This window comes from Methylomicrobium sp. Wu6 (assembly GCF_035916875.1).
Classification (GTDB): Bacteria; Pseudomonadota; Gammaproteobacteria; order Methylococcales; family Methylomonadaceae; genus Methylomicrobium.
Genome location: NZ_JAXUHN010000088.1, coordinates 44,127 through 64,123, shown reverse-complemented (window position 1 = coordinate 64,123; position 19,997 = coordinate 44,127). Strand labels below are relative to the sequence as shown.

Below are 19,997 nucleotides of genomic sequence, written 5' to 3'. Positions count from 1 at the left end.
TCGCTCAACAAGTTGTCAGGCGCTGGCCGACAAGGCTTGCAGCGGCTCCATGTAGTTGAGAGCGAGTGATTGGGCTACGGCTGCGTGGGTAAGATGACCTCGATGGGTGGTGAGGCCGAGTTGCAGTGCGTTGTCGCGGCGGAGGGCGTCCAGTCCTTCGTTGGCCAGATTCAGTATGTAGGGCAGGGTGGCGTTATTCAGGGCGAGGGTGCTGGTGCGCGGGACTGCGCCGGGCATGTTGGCGACACAATAATGCACGATGCCGTCGACTGTGTAGGTCGGATCGCTGTGAGTAGTCGGACGCGCGGTTTCGACGCAGCCGCCCTGATCGATCGAGACATCGACGATCACTGCGCCCTGGCGCATTTTTTTTAGCATATCGGCTCGGATCAACCAGGGGGCTTTGGCTCCCGGAATCAATACCGCGCCGATAACCAGATCGGCTTCATAGACTGCTTCTTCGATCGTATAGGCGTTACTGATGCGGGTTTGCAGTTGTCCTCGGTAGATATCGTCCAGCGTTTTCAGGCGCTCATAATTGACATCGAGCACAGTGACCGCGGCACCGAAACCGACAGCGACCCTTGCCGCATTGGAGCCGGCGATGCCGGCTCCAAGAATCACCACGGTGGCGGGCGGGACACCCGGAATACCGGACATCAGGATGCCGCGGCCGCCATGGTTTTTTTGCAGATAGGTCGCGCCGACCTGGGCCGCCATACGCCCTGCGACTTCGCTCATCGGCATCAACAAGGGCAGCCTGCCATCAGGAAATTGCACCGTTTCATAGGCGATGCTGGTGATGCCGCTTTGTAACAGGACATCGGTCAGGGTAAGGTTAGAGGCCAAATGCAGGTAGGTGAACAGAATCGTATCTTTGTTCAGATAACGGTATTCTGCTTCGATCGGCTCCTTGACTTTGACGACCATGTTCGCGGCCCAGGCTTCTTCCGCATGCATCACGATTTCCGCGCCGGCGGATAGATACTCGAGGTCGGTGAACGAACTGCCGATGCCGGCGCCGCTCTGCACCTTGACGCGATGGCCTTGGCGGGTCAGGGCGTTGACCGCGCCGGGCGTCAGGCCTGCTCTGAACTCATTGTCTTTCACTTCTTTGGGCAGTCCGATCAGCATATTTGAGATGAGTGATGAATGTATGCTTAAAAAATAGCATTTTTACGGGAGGTGAACAATAAAATCTGCCGGCGCATGGATGAAGGCGCCGGCAAAGGTTGGGCTAGGTTTTTTTACAGAACTTTTCGAATTTTTCGAGGACAAAACAGGGATGATGTCATCAACAAGTCCATTATCTCGCCGTATAATGGGAATCTACTATCTGGCTAGAGATTTTAAGCTTGAGGATTACGAAACACTAATATAAACTCCGAGTTAATCCCTATGATGATAAGGGTTTTTATAATAAAACAAGTATTAAGGAGGATTTATGCCGAAGAATACCCATTATAGCCGCCGCCGCTTTTTGACGCATTCGAGTCTGGGTTTGTTGGCTTTTGCCGGCATGCCGACGATGCTTCGGGCGATGGGAGGCATGCAGCCGATGCCGACGCTCGCGCCGAACAAGGCGTCGCCGAATTTTAAGCCGGATGTCGAATTCGAGCTTTCTTGCCGTTCCGCCTCGGTGCCGATACTGCCGGGCAAGTCTACCTTGGTGCAACAATACACGGCCAATCTGATCAAGGGGCCGAGAGAGTCGCTGGTCGAGATTCCAAACTCATACCTGGGGCCGCTGATTCACTTGCAGAAAGGACAGAAGGTCCGTATTCATTTGCACAATAAACTCGCCGAGCCGACCATTACGCATTGGCACGGTTTGCATGTACCGGCCGAAATGGACGGTCATCCGCGTTATACGATAGCCCCAGGCCAAACCTTTGTTTACGAATTTGAAGTGCTGAACCGGGCCAGCATGAACATCTACCATCCGCATCCGCACGAAATCACCGCCAAGCAGGTTTATCACGGGCTGGCAGGCGCTCTGTTCGTGCATGACGGCGAGGAGGCGGCGCTCGGCTTGCCGTCCGGCGAATACGAAATTCCGATTGTGATTCAGGATCGCCGCTTCGACGACCAGAATCAACTGGTGTATGTCGCCGGCATGCACGGCATGCATGACCGGATGATGGGGTACTACGGGGACAGGATACTGGTTAACGGACGTCCCGATTATACGATAGACGTGGATAGCCGCGCTTACCGCCTGCGTTTTTTGAACGGCTCGACCGCGCGGATCTACAAACTCGGTTGGGATGACGGCACGCCGATCACCGTGCTCGGGGTCGACGGCGGCTTGCTGGAGGCGCCGGAACACAAGCCTTATGTGATGCTCGCACCGGGCGAGCGCCTGGATGTCTGGGTCGATTTTAGCGGGCGTGCGGTCGGTTCGCAGCTGGTGATGCGCAGTCTGCCGTATTCCGGCGTGTTGCCGAAAATGGCCGAGCGAATGCAGAGAGGCATGGGCGGAGGCAATGGCGGCGGCCACCAGATGGGGATGATGGGCGGCATGATGCACGGATCGGCTTTGCCGGTCGGCAGCGATTATCCGATCTTTACCGCGCGGGTCAAGCGCAAGGTCAGCGACAGTCCGGCGCTGCCGAAACAACTGTCGAAGATCAACCGGTATAAAGTTGAAGATACCGCGAATGCCATTAAGCCGGTACCGATTGGCATTTCGGAGGGCCATATGGCGATGCTGCTGAACGGCCGGCCGTATGCCTTTGACGATGTACAGCCGAACGAACGCATCCGCCTGAACACGGTGCAATTGATGGAAATTTTTCATGCGCATGGCGAAGGCGGCGGGCATGGCGGTAAAGCCTCCGGCGAGAACAAGGAACATCAAAGTTCAGAGCAAAATGGCGGCATGCAGCACGGCGGCATGGGCGGAGGCCGGGGAGGTCATGGCATGGGCATGATGGGCGGTATGGGCATGCATGGCGGCGGCGAGGAAGGTGGCATGAGTCATGGCCGAGGCGGCATGGGTATGATGGGAGGCATGCATGACAGTGGCGAGGAAGGCGGCATGATGGGTGGCATGCACGGCGGCGGCGAGGGAGGCGGCATGGGCATGGGAGGCGGTATGGGTGGCATGGGCATGATGATGAGCATGGCGCATCCGATCCATCTGCACGGGCAGTCTTTCCAGATCGTCAGCCGCAGCATGGCCGCCGGCAACGAGGAGGACTACGAAAGCGTGCGCCACGGCTTTATCGAAAGCGGTTTAAAGGATACGGTGCTGGTGATGCCGGGCGAAACGGTCCGGATCATCAAGCCGTTCCAGGATTTCAAGGGCCTGTTCATGTATCACTGCCACAATCTCGAGCATGAGGATATGGGCATGATGCGCGATTTCCTGGTCGAATAATCCGGCTTTGCGGGTCGGGCCGTGTTTTTCTCGGCCTGACCCTTCCGAAGAGGAACGAGACATCGCGGCGATGGCTCGTTAGGGAGGGTTGCCCCGAAACATGAAATACACGGCTCCGAGCAGACAGAGCCCGGCCCAGAGATAATCCAGTTTCAAGGGTTCCTTCATGTAGAGCAGCGAAAAGGGCACGAAGACCGACAAGGTTACGACTTCTTGAATGATCTTTAACTGGCCGAGCGACAACTGCGTGAAGCCGATTCTGTTGGCTGGCACTTGCAGCAGGTACTCGAACAATGCAATCCCCCAGCTGAGCAGCGCGGCGATGATCCAGGGCTTGTTGCCGAGATTCTTCAGATGCGCGTACCAGGCGAAGGTCATAAAAACATTGCTGCACAAGAGCAGGCTGATGGTCGTGACAATGGGAATCGACATATACGGAAGATGGCAGGGTTTGGATAAGGCTATTTTACCAGAAGCTTAAAGCGGCGAAGGAATCGAGATAACTTGCGAGGGGTGGGACAAATTGCCGCAGCCGCAATGGGGGCGCGAGCGATTCACAGCGTCTTTTTTTTGTTACACTATAGTTTCCAATAATAATTTAAATGGAGATACCGTGGGTAAACTTCAAACTCAAATCATTTCATTTGTGACTGTGGTTGTTGTCGGTTTAACGATTGTTTCCTTGGCCAATGCAACCACGCCGGCGGAAACAAAGGCCGAAAGTGCCGCTTTTTTGGCTCAGAATGGTAAAAAACCCAATATCGTAACGACCAAAAGCGGTTTGCAGTATGAAGTATTGACGAAGGGCACCGGCACGGTCTCGCCTTCGGCAACTGATAATGTGACCGTGCATTACAAAGGTACGACGATCGATGGCAAGGAGTTCGATAGTTCTTACAGCCGTGGCGAGCCGATTACTTTTCCTTTGAATGGCGTCATTCCCGGTTGGACCGAAGGCGTACAATTGATGACTGAAGGCGCTAAATACCGTCTTTATATTCCATCCGAGCTGGCTTACGGCGAGCGCGGCGCGGGACCGATCGGTCCGAACGAGGCGCTGATTTTCGATGTCGAGCTGATCAAAATTCAATAAGTTTGTAAGATTCGTTGCGTGGGTTAGCGCTGCCTGACCCAGCACTCTCCCTCAGGTTTCCGCTAGCATAGCCGCTGGAACAAGTAGCTATGCTAACCCGGCCTATCCGGCGTAAAATACGCTATTTATCCTTACATCCCCAATCTTTTAAAAATGCCCCATTACCAGTTTTTCGCCACGACACCGAAGGCGATGGAAGCCGTTCTTTGCGAAGAATTGAAACAGCTTGGCGGGCTCAATATCAAACCGGCGTTGGCCGGCGCCGCCTTCGAAGGTGATCTGGCGGCAGCTTACCGCGCCTGCCTGTGGTCCAGAACCGCGAACCGTGTGCTGCTGCTATTGAGCACCTTCGACGTCAAAACCCAGGATGATCTTTATTATGGCGTCAAAAGGATCAACTGGTTCGAGCATATGGGGCCGGAAGATAGCTTTGCGGTGTCGTTCAGCGCGAAGAACTCGGAGGTGATCACGCATTCGCACTTCGGCGCGTTGAAGGTCAAGGATGCGATCGTCGATCAGATGCGCGCGAAGTTTCAGAAGCGCCCGAATATTGCGACCGAGCGGCCCGACATCCGCATCAATGTGCATTTGCAGGGGCTGACAGCGCAATTGAGCCTCGATCTATCCGGCGAAAGCCTGCACCGCCGTGGTTACCGCGACATCACGATTCAGGCGCCGATCAAGGAAAACCTGGCGGCCGCGATGCTGCTGAAAAGCGGCTGGCCGGACATCGCCAAAGTCGGCGGCTCGCTGATCGATCCGATGTGCGGCTCCGGCACGCTATTGACCGAGGCCGCGATGATCGCGGGCGATTTCGCGCCCGGTCTGCTCAGGGATTATTACGGTTTTCTCGGCTGGAAAAAGCATGATGCGGAGGTTTGGCGGACGATTCGCGAGGACGCCCGCCAGCGGAAACTGGCCGGCATTGACAAGATTCCGGTGATCGCGGGTTTCGACCGCGACCGCCAGTCGGTCAATGCGGCATTGACGCACATCGCGAATGCCGGCCTGCAACATAAAATTCATGTCGAACGCCGCGACATTGCCGATGCCGAGCCAGCTGCAAGCTGGCCGCCGGGTCTGGTGATCTGCAATCCGCCCTATGGCGAACGGCTCGGCGATTCGCAGGAAACCGCCGATCTTTATCAACGCTTCGGCGAGATTTTGAAAACCCGTTTTACCGGCTGGAAGGCCGCGCTGATCATCAGCGACCCGGAGCTCGGCTTCCGCCTCGGCATTCGTTCGCAAAAACCGGTGACGCTGTATAATGGCGCGCTCGAATGCAAACTGCTGCGCATGAACATCGAGCCGGAAGCGTTTTTCATTCCGAAGGCGAGGACGCCGGAGGAACGCATCAGCCGCGCGGTCGAAGGCAGCCAGCAGCCAACCGAGGAGACGGCCGGCGCCGAAATGTTTGCGAACCGTCTGCAAAAGAATCTGAAAAAACTCGCGAAATGGGCGAAGCAAAACCGGATTACCTGCTACCGCGTCTATGATGCGGATCTGCCCGAATTCGCGGTCGCGGTCGACATCTATCAGGGCGAGGAAACCTGGGTCAACGTGCAGGAATACGAGCCACCAAAGAGCGTCGATCCGTTCAAGGCCGACCGCCGGCTGGCCGGTGTGCTGGCGGAGATCCCGAAGGTGCTCCGAATCCCTAAGGAAAACGTGTTCCTGAAAATCCGCCGCAAGCAAAAAAATACCGAGCAATATGAAAAACACGGAGAAGCCGGCCGTTTTCATGTCGTCGAGGAAGGCGGCTGCAAGTTTTGGATCAATTTCGAGGATTATCTTGATACCGGGCTGTTTCTCGATCACCGACCGATCCGCCTCAGGATTCAAAAAGAAGCGAAAGGCAAGCGCTTTTTGAATCTGTTCGCCTATACCGGCAGCGCGACCGTGCATGCGGCGAAGGGCGGGGCTATTGCCTCGACCACGGTCGACATGTCGCATACCTATGTCAATTGGGCGAAGCGGAACCTGGCGCTGAATGATCTCGCCGGCGCGCATGAATTCGTTCAGTCCGACTGCCTGGAATGGCTGGCTCAGGAAGTTGCGCAACCCTATTGCCGGCAATACGATCTAATTTTTCTCGATCCGCCCACCTTTTCGAATTCAAAACGGATGGAAGACGTTTTCGACATTCAGCAAGACCATGTACAATTGATTACCCACGCCGCCAGCCTTTTGGCTCCAAACGGCGTATTATATTTTTCGACCAACTTCCGGCGCTTTAAAATGGATTATCAGGCGTTGCCCGATTTGCTCATTGAAGACATCAGCGCGGCGACCATCCCGGAAGATTTTTCCCGCAATCCGAAAATCCATTACTGTTGGAGAATGCAAAAAACATGCGCAGAGTAAAAATCGTGGTGTCCGGCCGTGTCCAGGGCGTCTATTTCAGGCTTTTTACTCAGAATAAGGCCAAGCATTTGGCAATCAACGGCACGGTGCAAAATCTTCCGGACGGCCGGGTTGAAATTTTTGCCGAAGCCGAACATCTGATGGTCGAAAAATTCATCAGATGGTGCAGGAAGGGGCCGGTGACCGCGCGCGTGGACAACATTGAAGTGACCGAGTTCGAGCCGGAATTCAATTTCACTTCGTTTGACATTATCTAGACACTATTTCCGGTAAGTCAGGCTTTCTGCGTTGGGTAAAACCCGCGATTAGCAATAGAGCCAGGGACAACCAGAGCAGGGCTGGGACCAGCCAAAACCCGCGCTGATAAAAAGTCGGCTGCGGATTTTTCCGGTAGCGGACTTCATACACGCCGCTCCAAGGACGATAGATCGGCGAACGTTCGAGAATCTCACCAGATGCCAGCGCGACGGTCGAAATGCCGGTATTGGTGACCCTCAGTACCGGAATCCTAAATTCGACGCCGCGCGCCAACGTCATGTACATATGCTGATAGGGCTCCTGCCAAGAACCATACCAGGAATCGTTCGTCGCGTTTACGATGAACTCCGCGCCGCGGCTGGCAAGTTCGCGCGAAAATCCGGGAAACAGGCTTTCGTAGCAGATTTGCGCGCCGATCTTGAAACCGTTCCATGTCAATAACTCGCTGGGGCCCTTGCCGCGCGCAAATTGGCCGGTTTCAGGCAACCATTGCCGGATTTGCGGAAATGTTTGCTCACCCGGAATATATTCGCCGAATGCAAGCAAAATCGTCTTGCTGTAATGTGCCGGTAACAGTTCGCCGTTTTTGTCCAGAATAAACAGCGAATTGGTCGGCAGCCGCTGTTGCAGATCATAACCGTAAGCGCCGGTAATCAGCGGCAGTTGCCGTTCCCGCAAAAATTCACGCAACGCGGACGGATAGTCCTGAGCCATGAACTCCGGGCCGAGAATCGCCGGAAACGCGGTTTCGGGCCATAAAGCGACATCGATCTTTTTGTCTTTATGCGACTCCAGTCCCTGGTCGGTCAGCATCATGTAGCGTCTGAAAATTTCCTCGCGAAAGCCCTTACCGAGTTCGGCGGCCAGCTTTTCCGAATTTTCGATGCTGGCCTGCACGAGCAACGCATTGATCGATGCATCGGGTTCAGGAAGGCGATTCTTCAGCCACAAGCCGCCAAAATTCAGCAGCACGAACACCGTGCTGACCGACGCCAGTAATATTTTGCCGCGAATCTGGCGGCGCTGCACCCAGGCCCAATACAGCGGCAGATTCGCGATCAGCGTCAGCGCGCTGAGTCCCTTGAAGCCGATCGCCTCGGCCAAATGAAAAATCGGCGCGCCCGCGCCATACCACGAATAACCGAAATTCCAGTCGAACAATGTCAGCGAGTAAGCCTCGCACAGCACCGTGATCATCGTCATCAGGGCGAGGGAAAGAGATTCGCTCCAGGCAAACCGGCTCCTGCCCCAAAACCAGAGCATCCCCGCAATCGGCACGAACAAATGCGCGAGCAAGGCGTACAAGATCATGCCGACGACCGCCAAAGGCCAGGGCAGATGCGCGAATTCGTGCAGCAGATAGGTGACCCAATTGAAGCCGATCATCGTAAAGACGAAAGAGGTCAAAAGGCCGCCCAGCAAGACATTTTTAAGGCGAGTCTGCTGGTTCCAGAACAGCCACAACGGCACGAAACCGAATAGCGACGCCCAGGGCGGGAACGGAATGTAGCTGGTTCCAATAAAAAAACCGGACAATACCGGCAATAGCCAGGGCTTCAAGCATTGTACTGAGGGGCTTTTCATAAAAATGGGCTAAATATCCGTAGGCAGTTTAAGCTGCGGGTATTTTACAGAATATTGATGAATACTATTCGGTGAAAAGCTCTAGGCCCTTCCAGAGAGAGAAGGAACCGGTTTTTCCGCTGATTAAAAATTTGATTGGGTGTTTGCTTGTTGCGCCACAAGATGGACATAGCGTCCCATGTCGCGGTATGTCGGCATTCGGCAATGACGGTATTCCAGCTCGAACAGTTCGGACTGATCGCTTTGTTTCAGCGTTTCCCTGGCAAGATAGTCATGAAACACGCGAATGCCGGTATGAGCGGTGATCTGAAAACCCCGGCGCTCCAGATGCTCGATCACTTCGTGCGGATATTGCGGATTGGGCGGCGTCAGCTTGTCGCCCCTGCCGAGATAGCTGTCGTTCAACAGATGCCGCCAGCGCCAGCCGCCTTTCAGTGCGTTGGTATAAACCATCGCGTTACGGTTATAAAACAGCAGCGACAACGTGCCGCCCGGTTTGACCCGGCCCGCGATGATCTGCAGCGTCGCTACCGGCTCCGCCAGCCATTCCAATACCGCGTGACATAACACCAGATCGAATTGGGGCAACCGGGGGGCTAATATTTGCGCGGCCTGATGGTGAAATTCGGCATCAAGGCCCCGATTTTGGAAGTGCTGCTCGGCACGCGTCAGCATTTTTTCGGACAGGTCGCAAAGCGTCAGCCGATGCCCCTTTTCTGCCAGCCCCACGCTGATTTGCGCGAAACCGCAGCCGGCATCCCAAACCGTCAATGGCTCCGGGCATCGATAAAATGCGTCCAGATCCTCCTTCAGCAACTTGAGCCGCCAATCGCCCTTCGCGGTCTCATAGACTTTTTTCTCGAATCTCTCGAGCAGTTTGTCGAAATTTTTATCCTGTTTTAATTGCATCGTATTCAGTAAAACCCCAGCGCTTCGCGCAGAGAGTGCGCTCCAACGCATAGGATACCAGGCTTAAATTCCTCTAATTCGGGCGACATATTTAGCATTTCCCACAAGGCCTAAAGACGCATACCTTTATACATAAGTCCGAAAACCCTTTATATCAATGTCGTTTTAAATTAGCAACAGCTTTGATTATATTGGCTTTTTTAGACTTATGTATAAAACATGCTGAAGACGAGATAGCTGATGAAACTGGGGGTAAGCGGCGTCGATATAAGCCTGTTATGCGTGCCGGATGTTATGTATTATCTGGCGGCGCACTACGACACTTGTCAAAGGTAATTATGTTTGCCGATTCTCAATCCTGGCATCGACCGCATTCAAGTTTCCATCTTTTCACCTGCATCGGTCTTTAAACATAAAAGACCGCGTTCATTTTAGTGACGACGATTTCGCGAGTTTAGAAGAAAGCGATCGAATGCGGCCAACCCCAGCGATAAAACATACGCTGATTTACTAAGAAGCGTATTTCTTCTTAATCTTCCGGCACCGCTCGCGATTTAACCTCGCCGCGTTGTATGCGGACATAATCTTCGAGTTGCCGGGTTGCCGCATTGAAGGCATCGCGAATTGCGACATAGGCGTCTTCATGTGCTTGGTTGTCATGGTGCTCGCGGCTAATCACGATTTCTTTGCCCGGCGTGGTGATGTCGATCCTGACGTGGTACAAATTGCCTTGGTGATGATGGTGATGTTCGGATTCTACAGCAACTCTGCAACTCATAATATGCTCGTTAAACCTTTCGAGTTTGGTCGCTTTTTCACGAATTCTGGCTTCAACGGCTTCGGATGGGGGAATTCCTCGGAAAATGATTTGTAATGGAATTTGCATGATAACTCGCCTCTTCAGATTAATTATTTGTATGGATTTTCAGCTTGCTGAGCCGTCGGCTCTTGCTAATTTGCGTGGTCAAACAGTGTTGCTTTGGACCAGATAAGATTGTTTAATAAGTCACAACGAAGTGCAATCAGTATAAATACCTAATAGCCACGGGACTGGCGGGGCCAAAGCTTGTGCTCTTTTCATGTTTATCAAAGGACTCATTATACAAAATCTGCTTCATTGTAGGTTCCGGTATTGGATGGAATAGGATAGCACAGGACGGATCCACGCATTTGCCGAACAACGCCTCGCTGCATACAGGCTATCCGTTTCGGTTTTTGGGCTCACAGGGGCCAAACTCAAAATTGGAGAACATTTATGATGCGAAGTTTATTGTCGGCGGCATGCTAAGAGGGTCAATGAATTGGAATGATACGACGCATGACCATCAATCAATAGGCGCTGCTGGCAGAGTTTGTCACCGGAGCAGAAAGCTCGCGAACTGATCCCATACATCGGTCCTCGCTATCCGCATGATCAGCACGCTGATAAGGGCAAGCACGGCGTATCCGGTCGCATACCACCGATCCGCTGACCGGGTTAACAGCCACTTGATGAAAAGAAACAACGCGCCGACGACCAGCATCCCAAAAGGTGGACCCAAGAACGTTTCCCACACCGTGCCGCGATAAAGCGCGCTGACGGATTCGATGCGGCTGATGGCGGCCGGCATCGCGGCTAGCGTGGCCAGTAGCAGCATCGGACGATGCACCTCCGGTCGCCGCCTGTTCCACACGCCTACGGCCACAAAACCGACGAAAACCACGATGCTGATGATCGGCACGGCCATGAACTGCTTGGGCGTCAGTCCCCAAATGACCATATCGGGCGGGGCGATACGCGTCGCCTCAATTCCCGCCCGCAGTCCCAGGACGAAGATGCAGGCGGCAAGCGCCGCGCCGATTTTCCCGAGCATCCTGTGAATGCGGTGGTTTCTACTCACAATCAAAAGAGGCTGGATCAAAAAGAGAAAAATCCAGGCAGACATGGTAAGTCCATGCAGGATAATCAAGGTCCGAATCTGCGGTGCGATTTCACGGCCTGGATAAGCCTTGCCGTGCAGAAAAAACTGTTGGAAACCGATCAGCATCAGGAGCAGTAAAATAAGTGCGGCTCCGGTATAAAACAGGCGTGCGCGATTGAGCGTTGTATGCGCCTGAGTTTGAGACTCAACAATGGTTAATGTAGTTTTTAGGCTCATAGGTCAATTTTGTTGCCTCTGGGAGGGCGCCTCACTGTCACGATTCGCAGCCCTTCCATCTTCTCGGGGACTACCCAATCTTACGATCTTTAGAGCCATTCCTTTTCCTTGCCTTCGAAGCCTATTTAGCCTGGTATCTGACGCAAAGCAAAAGGACGAGGCCCCGCAAACTGAAAAATACAACCGCATTATAAACGCGCTCCGGATGAGCGCGATCAAGTTTGCGGAGTAAAAAATGAAATTTACTTATAAAATCAATAATCTACATGGCGATGAAATCCACAATTCTGACCGCGCAGTATATCGAAGTTAAGGGGATGATAATCGATAAAGGGTATAACAGGGTTTTACAGTTAAGCGTGAATAATCCCTCTAGAACCGAAAAGTGCATATACATACGCTTATGCAAGCTTGGCGTTGTCAATAAAATCGCAATTTACGCCATATTCCCTAGCTAAATAGCTGAACCTTTTAGTCGCCGATTCCTTCAAATCAGAATCGTTTTTGGAGTAAAACCATGCCATCTAAAAATAATACGGTTTTTGCCGCCGTCCCTTTTATGATCTTCGGCATTATTCTGATAGCCGCATTTTTTTTAAAGTACTTTCAACCCACGCTGCCACAGGTGCTCCAAAATTGGGCAGAGCACTTGTCAATTGCATTGATCGTTGCCGTAGTCATTGGCTTGACTTACGAATATACCTCGCATCTTTTTCGCGAAGAGATTCTGAAAAATCTTCTCCATGAGAGCCAAGAGCAGGTATATCAGGCTCTGAGAGCCTACAGCGTGCTCACACCGGATGAAGTTTTTCGTTTGTTGAAGGAAATTGTCAGTCAAATCAATCAGACGCCTACGCTATTTTATCCCGCGCGGCCGGAAAGCAACGAATATACGTTTACCGAAAGCATGGAATTTTTTGACACGCTTGTCAAACTGCGGCCTAAAGAAATCGTTAAAATACTCAGTACCTGGATAGAACCCAAAAGCCACAAGAATCTCAAGTACCTAGCCAGTGATTTCATCGGGAAATATCAGATCAGTGAAATCGCCGAGGAACTTCGCCGTCAGGCAGAACCGATTTTACAGTTAGGCAAACTTACCGAGGAAGATCGAGGATGGGTATTGAATTATATCTGGGCCTATTCCCGTTGTGAGAAACCTATGTACAAATTTCTTGGGGATGTTATGCGCACCACTTCAGATCATGAAATCGAAAAATGGATTCTTTTCCTCCCTGTACAAATGCCGTCACTTGAGTATGCCAATATGATCAACGATTATCTGGAACGGGATGCGCCCATTGCTGATGATAATTTGTTGCTTGTGATTCAGTCTGTGGCGTCTTTGCATCGCGCACGAGCGTTTGATGGCGTGACGCTGCTGAAGAAGTTTCCGAATCGCTTTGGGCCCCAACACCAGGAAGACGTAGACCGTATCTGGAGGAATTACGCGCTGGTGCCTGAGGAGTTGAAAGGAATTTTTTTGCAAACGTGATTCCACTAGTTTAATCGTGTACTGAATGCTCAGGCCACCGAAGATGAAATCATTGACCACCTCATGGACGGACGCACGATCTGCGTCCCACTAATTTGGTCGTGGCGTTTAGCGGAAGCAACTGAAAAGCAGTGGCAAAATTTTGAAATCCTCGGCGACGGCCAGGGCATTCATTGGCCTGATATAGACGAAGAGATTAGCGTGGAGGGCATGCTGTTCGGCTTGCCGGCGCGACGTCCTGACAAATCGGCAAAACAAGCCGCTTAGCATTTGTAGCATCTCGGACTATCTGACGGGGGCAGTTTGCTTTTGGCAATAGCGCAGTCATAATCATTCTGCAACCCTGTACAGTACTTTGTGCCTAACTGATAAACTTTTGTAAAAACCAAGTCAGAATGTTCAGCATTAATCAAAATATCCGTGGTATGCTGCCATGATGAAAAAACGAATGATTGCTGATACTTTGCCTGACAACGAAAAACCGACTACAAGTTGGCTGGATTTAGAGGTGCTTGTAGACGTAGAAATAACCTCTGAAGATAGCGACTTTCCGATAGAAGCGGCTTTGTTAGCCAACAGCGAGCATGGCTGGCGGGCCGGTAAACCCGGAGCGCAAACGATTCGGCTGCTTTTAAAGCAACCGCAAAACATCCAGCGGATTCAGCTCTGTTTTTTGGAATCGGCAGTCATGCGGACGCAAGAGTATGTCCTGCGCTGGTCTAAAGATTACGGCCAGACCTATCATGAAATCGTGCGCCAGCAATGGAATTTTAGTCCCGATGGAAGCTCAGTAGAGACGGAAGAGTACACTTTGGCGCTTTCCGGTGTCACGGTGCTCGAATTGATGATTACACCTGATATAAGCAGCAAAAGTGCATTTGCTTCTCTTGAAAAATTACGAATTGCTTGAAGGCAATCGTTATACATAAATGCCGCCATACCTGCCGGGAAGCGGGTACTAGCGCCAAGGATGGCAAGCTCGATACGTCCCTGAGCCCTGGATTCCGGCAATCCCTGCAGGAAGACGGACTTGTGTATAAGGGCAGTCCAATGAAATCTGAAACTTTTTAGGGCAAATATAATCACATAGGATTATATATAATAAGGCTACAGTTATGAGCCGCCATCTAAGCCTTCTTAAGGCAATATTTCAGGACCCAATCAATGCAAATATTCACTGGCGAGAAGTTGAATCTTTGCTTCATCACTTGGGCGCCAAAATAGAGCCTACGCATGGTGCCCGTTTTCGTGTAGTACTCAATCAGGTTGAGTTTATTTTGCATCATCCCCACCAGGGTAGTGAATGCACGAAGCAAGACATCAAACAATTGCGGGAACACCTTGCCCATGCAGGCATCGCCCCCGCATTTTACGAAGCTGAAAAAAACCTATAACCGTCAATTTTCACTTGCGGCGGCGCGGCTTTAGGTGTAATTTCCGCCCTAACAAGGCGGCAAAGGGACGTGTCCCCTTACCTTTATGTTACCAGCCATAAGTCGAGCTGAATCATCATGAGGAGGCAAACATGACACAAAATCAAAAACTCAAATACCTCAGTATGGCGCTTAGGGTTATCGGTGCCATTTTTATCGTGGGTTTTTATCCCTTGGTGAATTGGATCTGGCCATCGGGCTGGGGGTGGGAGCCTCGCCAGCCGGAATATGAGCAGATGATTATGGGGATATATGCAACTTTGGGTGTATTTTTGATCCTTGCCGCAAAAAATCCAATGGAGCATCTGAGTCTGATCTGGTTCACCATTTGGTCAAGTGTCGTGCATGGCGGAATCATGCTGGTTCACGCTCTTATGGACGAAAACGAACGCGCAAATCTTATCGGTGATATACCGGCGATATTTCTGATCGCCATTGCGCTGTGGGTTTTGGTACCCAAGAAACAAGAAGCATAGCCGACGGCTACTAAAATAGGGTCCCGCGCGAATTGCCTACAGCGCTAAGGAACTGTAGGCAACAAACGAGCCATGCATTATCGTTTTTTAAAAAAGCCGAAGGGTCGGTTTATTGTTCATTGGATCGATGGCCTGCTTAACGGCATATGAGCAATTCCAATGTTACATCCGCTCGTTTTAAGTTTCATTTCTTTTCTGGATTAGAGACTTTTTAAAATTTACAAAGCCGCTATGGGACTGCCCCCTCGGTGGCTGTTGCTTCTGTTTATTTTGCAAAGTCAATAAATCCGCTTTCAAAACCTCAACAAACGGGTTACCTGCCCCAAGTATCTTCTCTAGTCTCGGAATGTCATCCTGCAGCAAGTCTATTTCTGAAATCATGGATCTTCTCCTAATAGTATTTATTTTTTTAAACCCGTTAATACGACAATGACCGTCGCAGTTAAATTCAACTTTTTGTATGAAAATTTAAAGTTGGTCCTGGGGTAATCCAACTCAATCAGGAGCATCTTTGCCGATGTTAAATCCGTCAGCACCAACTTAAAAAGAGCAGTTGATAGAGAGGAAGTTTTGTAAGTAACTGTCCTTACGAGCTCCGGTATTGAGGTTCTTGGTCGATGCTTTCATGGAGGCGACAGCACGACAAGTAAAAGATGTGTGCGTGCAAGGAAAAAATTGTTGTCCCAGGCCATCTTTTTATATATGATTATCCGCATATCTATTATTCATTGGTTATGACCCCGGTACAGTTTTTTAAATGCTTGTCGGATGAAACGCGTTTGCGTTGCGTGACAATCTTGCAGAAGGAAGGCAAGCTTTGTGTCTGCGAATTGACCGCGGCTTTGGCATTGTCGCAACCTAAAATATCCCGTCATCTGGCGCATTTGCGTCAAAACGGTTTGCTGCTGGATAGCCGGGAAGGGCAGTGGGTGTATTATCAGATCAATCCGAAGCTGCCTGCCTGGGCGCTTCCGTTGCTGGAGAATGCGCTTGAGGCTGTGTCCGAGAGTGAATTGATTCAAAAGGATCTGGAGCGATTAAACAAGATGGACTGTCGGCCGGAATTTTCGGCGTGTTGTTAATGTTTTAACTTAGCGACCAAAACGGCCCTGGAGGACGGGATAAATTAAATTCCGCATTGATACAGGTTTTAAAAGCCTGGAGGGTCTACGGCGGAGTTCGATTCTCGTTTAAATATATTTGCTTATTCGTATATCACTTTATAGGTATAAAAATGAAAAGATTCCATATTCATCTGGCTGTTGACGATTTGGCTCAAAACATCGGCTTTTACAGTACGTTGTTCGGTTGCGAGCCGACGGTTCGTCATCACGATTATGCAAAATGGATGCTGGATGACCCCCGCGTGAATTTTGCGATTTCGAACCGCAGCGCCAAGCTTGGGCTCGATCATCTCGGCATTCAGGCGGAGGACGGCGACGAACTGCAGGAAATCAAACAGCGTCTCGATGCCATGCAAGGACCTATCGAAACCCAGGAGCAGGCGGCCTGCTGCTATATGCGTTCGGACAAATACTGGCTTACCGACCCGCAAGGCATTGCCTGGGAGTCCTTTCATTCGCTGTCCGAAATTCCGACCTTCAACGATCAAAAAGCGCCGTCCGATGGCGAGAATCCGTTTGCCTGCCGTCCGGCCGAGAACGAGGCGTCTTCCTGTTGCGGCGGCTGATCGGGATCACTCAAGAAAAAACGCAAACCTTCCATCAAAACCGGATTACACCATGTTTAACGTACTTGTCATTTGCACCGGCAATTCCTGCCGCAGCATCATCAGCGAAGCCTTGTTCAATAATTTGGGAAAGGGGCGCATCACTGCCTTTTCAGCCGGCAGTCAGCCCTTGGGGCGTCTGAACGCGGGCGCGGTCGCGTTGTTACAGCGGCACGGCATTTCCACCGAAGGCATGAGCAGCAAGTCCTGGGAGGCATTTGAAAATCAGCCGATCGATGTCGCGATTACCGTCTGCGATAATGCCGCCGGCGAAACCTGCCCGGCCTATTTGCGGCCGATTCCGAGGGCGCATTGGGGCTTGTCCGATCCGGGTCACGTCAAGGGCACGGACGATGAGGTCAAGGCGGCGTTTGAAACCACTTATAAGGCCATCGAGCGGCGCATCAACCGAATGCTGGCATTGCCGCTGGAAGAGATGAACGGCGAGGCGTTGGTGGCGGAATTGAATGCGATCGGCAAAATCGATGACTGACAAAATTTAGGGGGCATCAGCATGTCAAAATCGGACTTATTAGCAAATACCGCAAGTCCTCAAAATCTTCGAAAAGACTCGAGTCAGCCCAAGCGCCTGGGGTTCATCGACAGGTTCCTGACCTTGTGGATTTTCGCCGCGATGATCGCGGGCGTCGCGATCGGTTATTTTTTACCCGGTTTCACCGCATGGTTGAACCGTTTCCAGGTCGGGACCACGTCAATTCCGATCGCGATCGGCCTGATCCTAATGATGTATCCGCCGCTGGCGAAGGTGCGCTACGAGGAATTGCCCCAGGTTTTCAAAAACACCCAGGTGCTGGTGCTTTCGTTGGTCCAGAACTGGATCATCGGTCCGGTGCTGATGTTTGCCTTGGCGATCGTGTTTCTGCGCGACTATCCGGAATACATGGTTGGCCTGATCATCATCGGTCTGGCGCGCTGCATTGCGATGGTGCTGGTCTGGAACGAGCTGGCCGAAGGAGACACCGAATACTGCGCCGGCCTGGTCGCTTTCAATTCGATCTTCCAGATGCTGTTTTTTTCGGTTTATGCGTATGTTTTCGTGACGATCCTTCCGGACTGGCTCGGCGTTGCCTCCGGTCTGGCGGTGCCGATCACGATGAGGCAGGTCGCCGAAAGCGTGCTGATCTATCTGGGCATTCCGTTTTTCGGTGGCATGCTGACCCGGTTTTTTCTGGCGCGGCGCAAAGGCCGGGAGTGGTATGAAGAAAAGTTCATCCCCAAGATCAGCCCGATCACATTAGTTGCGCTGCTGTTCACGATCCTGGTCATGTTCTCGCTAAAAGGCGAATACATCGTGCAGTTGCCGATGGATGTCCTGCGTATCGCTGTGCCGCTGGTGATCTATTTTCTGATCATGTTTCTGGTCACTTTTTACATGTCGGCCAGGACCGGCGTCGGCTATCGCATCAGCGCGACACTCTCATTCACCGCCGCCAGCAACAACTTTGAATTGGCGATCGCGGTCGCGGTGGCGGTTTTCGGCCTCCAGTCCGGAGAGGCGTTTGCAGCGGTCATCGGACCCTTGGTCGAAGTGCCGGTGTTGATCGGATTGGTCAAGGTGGCGCTTTATTTCAGGCGGAAATTCTTCGCGGCCGGGTAAGCTCCGCGGGGACTTTCCTTAACATACAAGGGCGGGAGCGGGGTGATAGGAGTATTTCGTCCCAGCCCTTTCAATCCAGCCATTTGATGACGTGATCTTCGAGCCGCCTGACCTGTTTTTCACTGATCGCATAACTGGCTATCGAAACGCCCGCCCGCTGCGCACCGTCGCGGCGTCCCGAGACCAATGGATGCCAGGAAGGCAGGTCTTCCCCCTCGGACAGTAGCCGGTAGGCGCAGGTCGAAGGCAGCCAGTGGAAGGCGTCGGCAGCGAGCTGCCGAACGTCCAGGCAGCGCGGCACCAGGCGAGTACGATCCGCATAGCGCGTGCAGCGGCAGGTTTTCAGATCGATCAGGTTGCAGGCCGCGCTGGTGAAATGTATCTCCCCGGTCTTCTCGTCCTCGAGCTTGTTCAGACAGCATTTGCCGCAGTTGTCGCATAACGACTCCCACTCTTCGTCGGTCATTTCGTCCAGCTTTTTGCTTTGCCAGAAGTTCATCGCATCGGCCTGCATCATGGCCCGGTCTTATTTCAAAAACGAGCAGATATAATCGGTCGGCGCCTTGATCTTGACCGTGAATTGCGCATTGCCCGGCACATTGAACGATTCGCCGCCTTTGATCGTTTGCCAGTGCGGCGCGCCCGGCAGCCATACGTCGAGATCGCCGTCGAGGATTTCCATCAGTTCCGGGTCGGCCGTATTGAACGTGTATTCGCCCGGCAGCATGAAGCCGAGTGTTTTGCTCGAGCCGTCCGCGAAACGGACCGTGCGGCTGGAAACGTTGCCGCCGAAATAGACATTGGCTTTTTTGACGACGGTGACATTGCTGAATTCGGACATGGATACCTTGCCAAGAGTTAAGTTTTAGGGGGCGACATGATAGCAGATTGTGGGTGCTTTGGTTCAGTTTGATAGCATCGATCGTGCCAGTCCTTATGCAAATTAGCAAAAAAATCAAAACCTAGTTATTTACTGTGGAATTAAATAAGACTAAAATAGTCCTAATTAATGAGGGTGGATATGTTACGGGTAAGTAAATTGACCGATTATGCCACGGTGATTTTGAGTTTCATGGCGAAAGACGCTAACGATGTGCATGCGGCGATCGAAATCGCGTCCGCGACCGGAATTGCCTTGCCCACGGTCAGTAAAATTCTTAAACTGCTGGTTCATGAGAATGTGCTGATTTCGACGCGCGGCGCGAAAGGCGGTTATGCGCTGGCCAGTCCGCCGGACAAGATTACCGTCGCCAGAGTCATCAGCGCACTGGAAGGTCCAATCGCGCTGACCGAGTGCAGCATTTCGCACGAGGGCTGTGAGCAGGCTTCGGGCTGCGGCATCCGCGGCAATTGGGGCTTGATCAATCAGGCGATACACAATGCGCTGGAGTCGGTGACTCTGGCGGACATGATCCAGCCGGCGATGGCGCCGGCAGAAATTTTGATTCCGGTGGCGAGCTTATACGCCAAGGAAAAATTTGCTTAGTTTCGCGGAAAATGGCTTAGGCATTTTCCTTA

General features: G+C 52.1%; 23 protein-coding genes. 14 read left to right on the top strand and 9 right to left on the bottom strand.

Going from position 1 to position 19,997, the window contains the following annotated elements; translation table 11 throughout:
- Positions 1-15: 15 nt before the first annotated feature.
- Positions 16-1,134 (bottom strand): alanine dehydrogenase, encoded by a 1,119-nt coding sequence (gene ald, locus U2W12_RS15195; protein ID WP_326501540.1) that lies wholly within the window; start codon positions 1,132-1,134, stop codon positions 16-18.
- Between the two features lie 310 nt (positions 1,135-1,444).
- Between ald and U2W12_RS15190 the strand changes: the two genes are divergently transcribed.
- Positions 1,445-3,382: a multicopper oxidase domain-containing protein gene (locus U2W12_RS15190; RefSeq protein WP_326501539.1), complete on the top strand. Its 1,938-nt coding sequence runs from the start codon at positions 1,445-1,447 to the stop codon at positions 3,380-3,382.
- Between the two features lie 78 nt (positions 3,383-3,460).
- Here the strand turns inward: U2W12_RS15190 and U2W12_RS15185 are convergent, their stop codons facing one another.
- On the bottom strand, positions 3,461-3,814 hold the full coding sequence (locus tag U2W12_RS15185) for a DMT family protein (protein ID WP_326501538.1): 354 nt from the start codon (positions 3,812-3,814) through the stop codon (positions 3,461-3,463).
- Positions 3,815-3,995: 181 nt separating this feature from the next.
- Here U2W12_RS15185 and U2W12_RS15180 point away from each other — a divergent pair, with 181 nt between their 5' ends.
- From U2W12_RS15180 to U2W12_RS15170, 3 genes are all read left to right on the top strand, one after another.
- Positions 3,996-4,475, top strand: coding sequence for an FKBP-type peptidyl-prolyl cis-trans isomerase (locus tag U2W12_RS15180; RefSeq protein ID WP_326501537.1), 480 nt, complete (start codon positions 3,996-3,998; stop codon positions 4,473-4,475).
- 153 nt (positions 4,476-4,628) lie between these two features.
- Entirely contained in the window at positions 4,629-6,839 is a 2,211-nt protein-coding gene (gene rlmKL, locus U2W12_RS15175) for a bifunctional 23S rRNA (guanine(2069)-N(7))-methyltransferase RlmK/23S rRNA (guanine(2445)-N(2))-methyltransferase RlmL (RefSeq protein ID WP_326501536.1), read from the top strand.
- Positions 6,827-7,096, top strand: a complete 270-nt coding sequence (locus U2W12_RS15170) for an acylphosphatase (protein WP_326501535.1) — start codon at positions 6,827-6,829, stop codon at positions 7,094-7,096. The genes rlmKL and U2W12_RS15170 overlap by 13 nt, the downstream gene beginning before the upstream one ends.
- Here the strand turns inward: U2W12_RS15170 and lnt are convergent.
- From lnt to U2W12_RS15150, 4 genes are all read right to left on the bottom strand, one after another.
- Entirely contained in the window at positions 7,089-8,681 is a 1,593-nt protein-coding gene (gene lnt, locus U2W12_RS15165; protein ID WP_326501534.1) for an apolipoprotein N-acyltransferase, read from the bottom strand. The two genes, U2W12_RS15170 and lnt, sit on opposite strands and share 8 nt — an antisense overlap.
- Positions 8,682-8,804: 123 nt before the next feature.
- Positions 8,805-9,590: a methyltransferase domain-containing protein gene (locus tag U2W12_RS15160; RefSeq protein WP_326501533.1), complete on the bottom strand. Its 786-nt coding sequence runs from the start codon at positions 9,588-9,590 to the stop codon at positions 8,805-8,807.
- Between the two features lie 529 nt (positions 9,591-10,119).
- The gene (locus tag U2W12_RS15155) at positions 10,120-10,476 is read right to left on the bottom strand and encodes an HPF/RaiA family ribosome-associated protein (protein WP_326501532.1); all 357 of its coding nucleotides are present in this window, start codon (positions 10,474-10,476) and stop codon (positions 10,120-10,122) included.
- A 469-nt stretch (positions 10,477-10,945) separates the two neighbouring features.
- Positions 10,946-11,728 carry a hypothetical protein gene (locus U2W12_RS15150; protein WP_326501531.1) on the bottom strand — a complete coding sequence of 261 codons (783 nt, stop codon included), beginning with the start codon at positions 11,726-11,728 and terminating at the stop codon, positions 10,946-10,948.
- Positions 11,729-12,245: 517 nt separating this feature from the next.
- On the opposite strand from U2W12_RS15150, the gene U2W12_RS15145 reads away from it, so the two are divergent.
- The 5 genes from U2W12_RS15145 to U2W12_RS15125 all read left to right on the top strand — a co-directional run bounded on the left by U2W12_RS15145 (position 12,246) and on the right by U2W12_RS15125 (position 15,132).
- Positions 12,246-13,223 carry a hypothetical protein gene (locus tag U2W12_RS15145; protein WP_326501530.1) on the top strand — a complete coding sequence of 326 codons (978 nt, stop codon included), beginning with the start codon at positions 12,246-12,248 and terminating at the stop codon, positions 13,221-13,223.
- A 21-nt stretch (positions 13,224-13,244) separates the two neighbouring features.
- A complete protein-coding gene (locus tag U2W12_RS15140) occupies positions 13,245-13,490 on the top strand; it encodes a DUF2442 domain-containing protein (protein WP_326501559.1) in 246 nt (81 codons plus the stop codon).
- Positions 13,491-13,656: 166 nt separating this feature from the next.
- A complete protein-coding gene (locus U2W12_RS15135) occupies positions 13,657-14,133 on the top strand; it encodes a carbohydrate-binding protein (protein ID WP_326501529.1) in 477 nt (158 codons plus the stop codon).
- Positions 14,134-14,338: 205 nt separating this feature from the next.
- Positions 14,339-14,617 carry a type II toxin-antitoxin system HicA family toxin gene (locus U2W12_RS15130; protein ID WP_326501528.1) on the top strand — a complete coding sequence of 93 codons (279 nt, stop codon included), beginning with the start codon at positions 14,339-14,341 and terminating at the stop codon, positions 14,615-14,617.
- Positions 14,618-14,748: 131 nt separating this feature from the next.
- Positions 14,749-15,132, top strand: a complete 384-nt coding sequence (locus U2W12_RS15125; protein WP_326501527.1) for a DUF6632 domain-containing protein — start codon at positions 14,749-14,751, stop codon at positions 15,130-15,132.
- Positions 15,133-15,309: 177 nt separating this feature from the next.
- Here the strand turns inward: U2W12_RS15125 and U2W12_RS15120 are convergent, their stop codons facing one another.
- Positions 15,310-15,513 (bottom strand): hypothetical protein, encoded by a 204-nt coding sequence (locus U2W12_RS15120; protein WP_326501526.1) that lies wholly within the window; start codon positions 15,511-15,513, stop codon positions 15,310-15,312.
- Positions 15,514-15,866: 353 nt separating this feature from the next.
- Between U2W12_RS15120 and U2W12_RS15115 the strand changes: the two genes are divergently transcribed.
- From U2W12_RS15115 to arsB, 4 genes are all read left to right on the top strand, one after another.
- Positions 15,867-16,214: a metalloregulator ArsR/SmtB family transcription factor gene (locus U2W12_RS15115; RefSeq protein ID WP_326501525.1), complete on the top strand. Its 348-nt coding sequence runs from the start codon at positions 15,867-15,869 to the stop codon at positions 16,212-16,214.
- A 152-nt stretch (positions 16,215-16,366) separates the two neighbouring features.
- Positions 16,367-16,822, top strand: coding sequence for an ArsI/CadI family heavy metal resistance metalloenzyme (locus U2W12_RS15110; RefSeq protein ID WP_326501524.1), 456 nt, complete (start codon positions 16,367-16,369; stop codon positions 16,820-16,822).
- A 52-nt stretch (positions 16,823-16,874) separates the two neighbouring features.
- Entirely contained in the window at positions 16,875-17,354 is a 480-nt protein-coding gene (locus U2W12_RS15105; protein ID WP_326501523.1) for an arsenate reductase ArsC, read from the top strand.
- Between the two features lie 21 nt (positions 17,355-17,375).
- Positions 17,376-18,479 carry an ACR3 family arsenite efflux transporter gene (gene arsB, locus U2W12_RS15100; RefSeq protein ID WP_326501522.1) on the top strand — a complete coding sequence of 368 codons (1,104 nt, stop codon included), beginning with the start codon at positions 17,376-17,378 and terminating at the stop codon, positions 18,477-18,479.
- Positions 18,480-18,549: 70 nt separating this feature from the next.
- Here the strand turns inward: arsB and U2W12_RS15095 are convergent, their stop codons facing one another.
- Entirely contained in the window at positions 18,550-18,993 is a 444-nt protein-coding gene (locus U2W12_RS15095) for a YcgN family cysteine cluster protein (RefSeq protein ID WP_326501558.1), read from the bottom strand.
- Positions 18,994-19,005: 12 nt separating this feature from the next.
- Positions 19,006-19,320, bottom strand: coding sequence for a pyrimidine/purine nucleoside phosphorylase (locus U2W12_RS15090; protein WP_326501521.1), 315 nt, complete (start codon positions 19,318-19,320; stop codon positions 19,006-19,008).
- A gap of 180 nt (positions 19,321-19,500) precedes the next feature.
- On the opposite strand from U2W12_RS15090, the gene U2W12_RS15085 reads away from it, so the two are divergent.
- A complete protein-coding gene (locus tag U2W12_RS15085) occupies positions 19,501-19,965 on the top strand; it encodes an SUF system Fe-S cluster assembly regulator (RefSeq protein ID WP_326501520.1) in 465 nt (154 codons plus the stop codon).
- Positions 19,966-19,997: the final 32 nt, after the last annotated feature.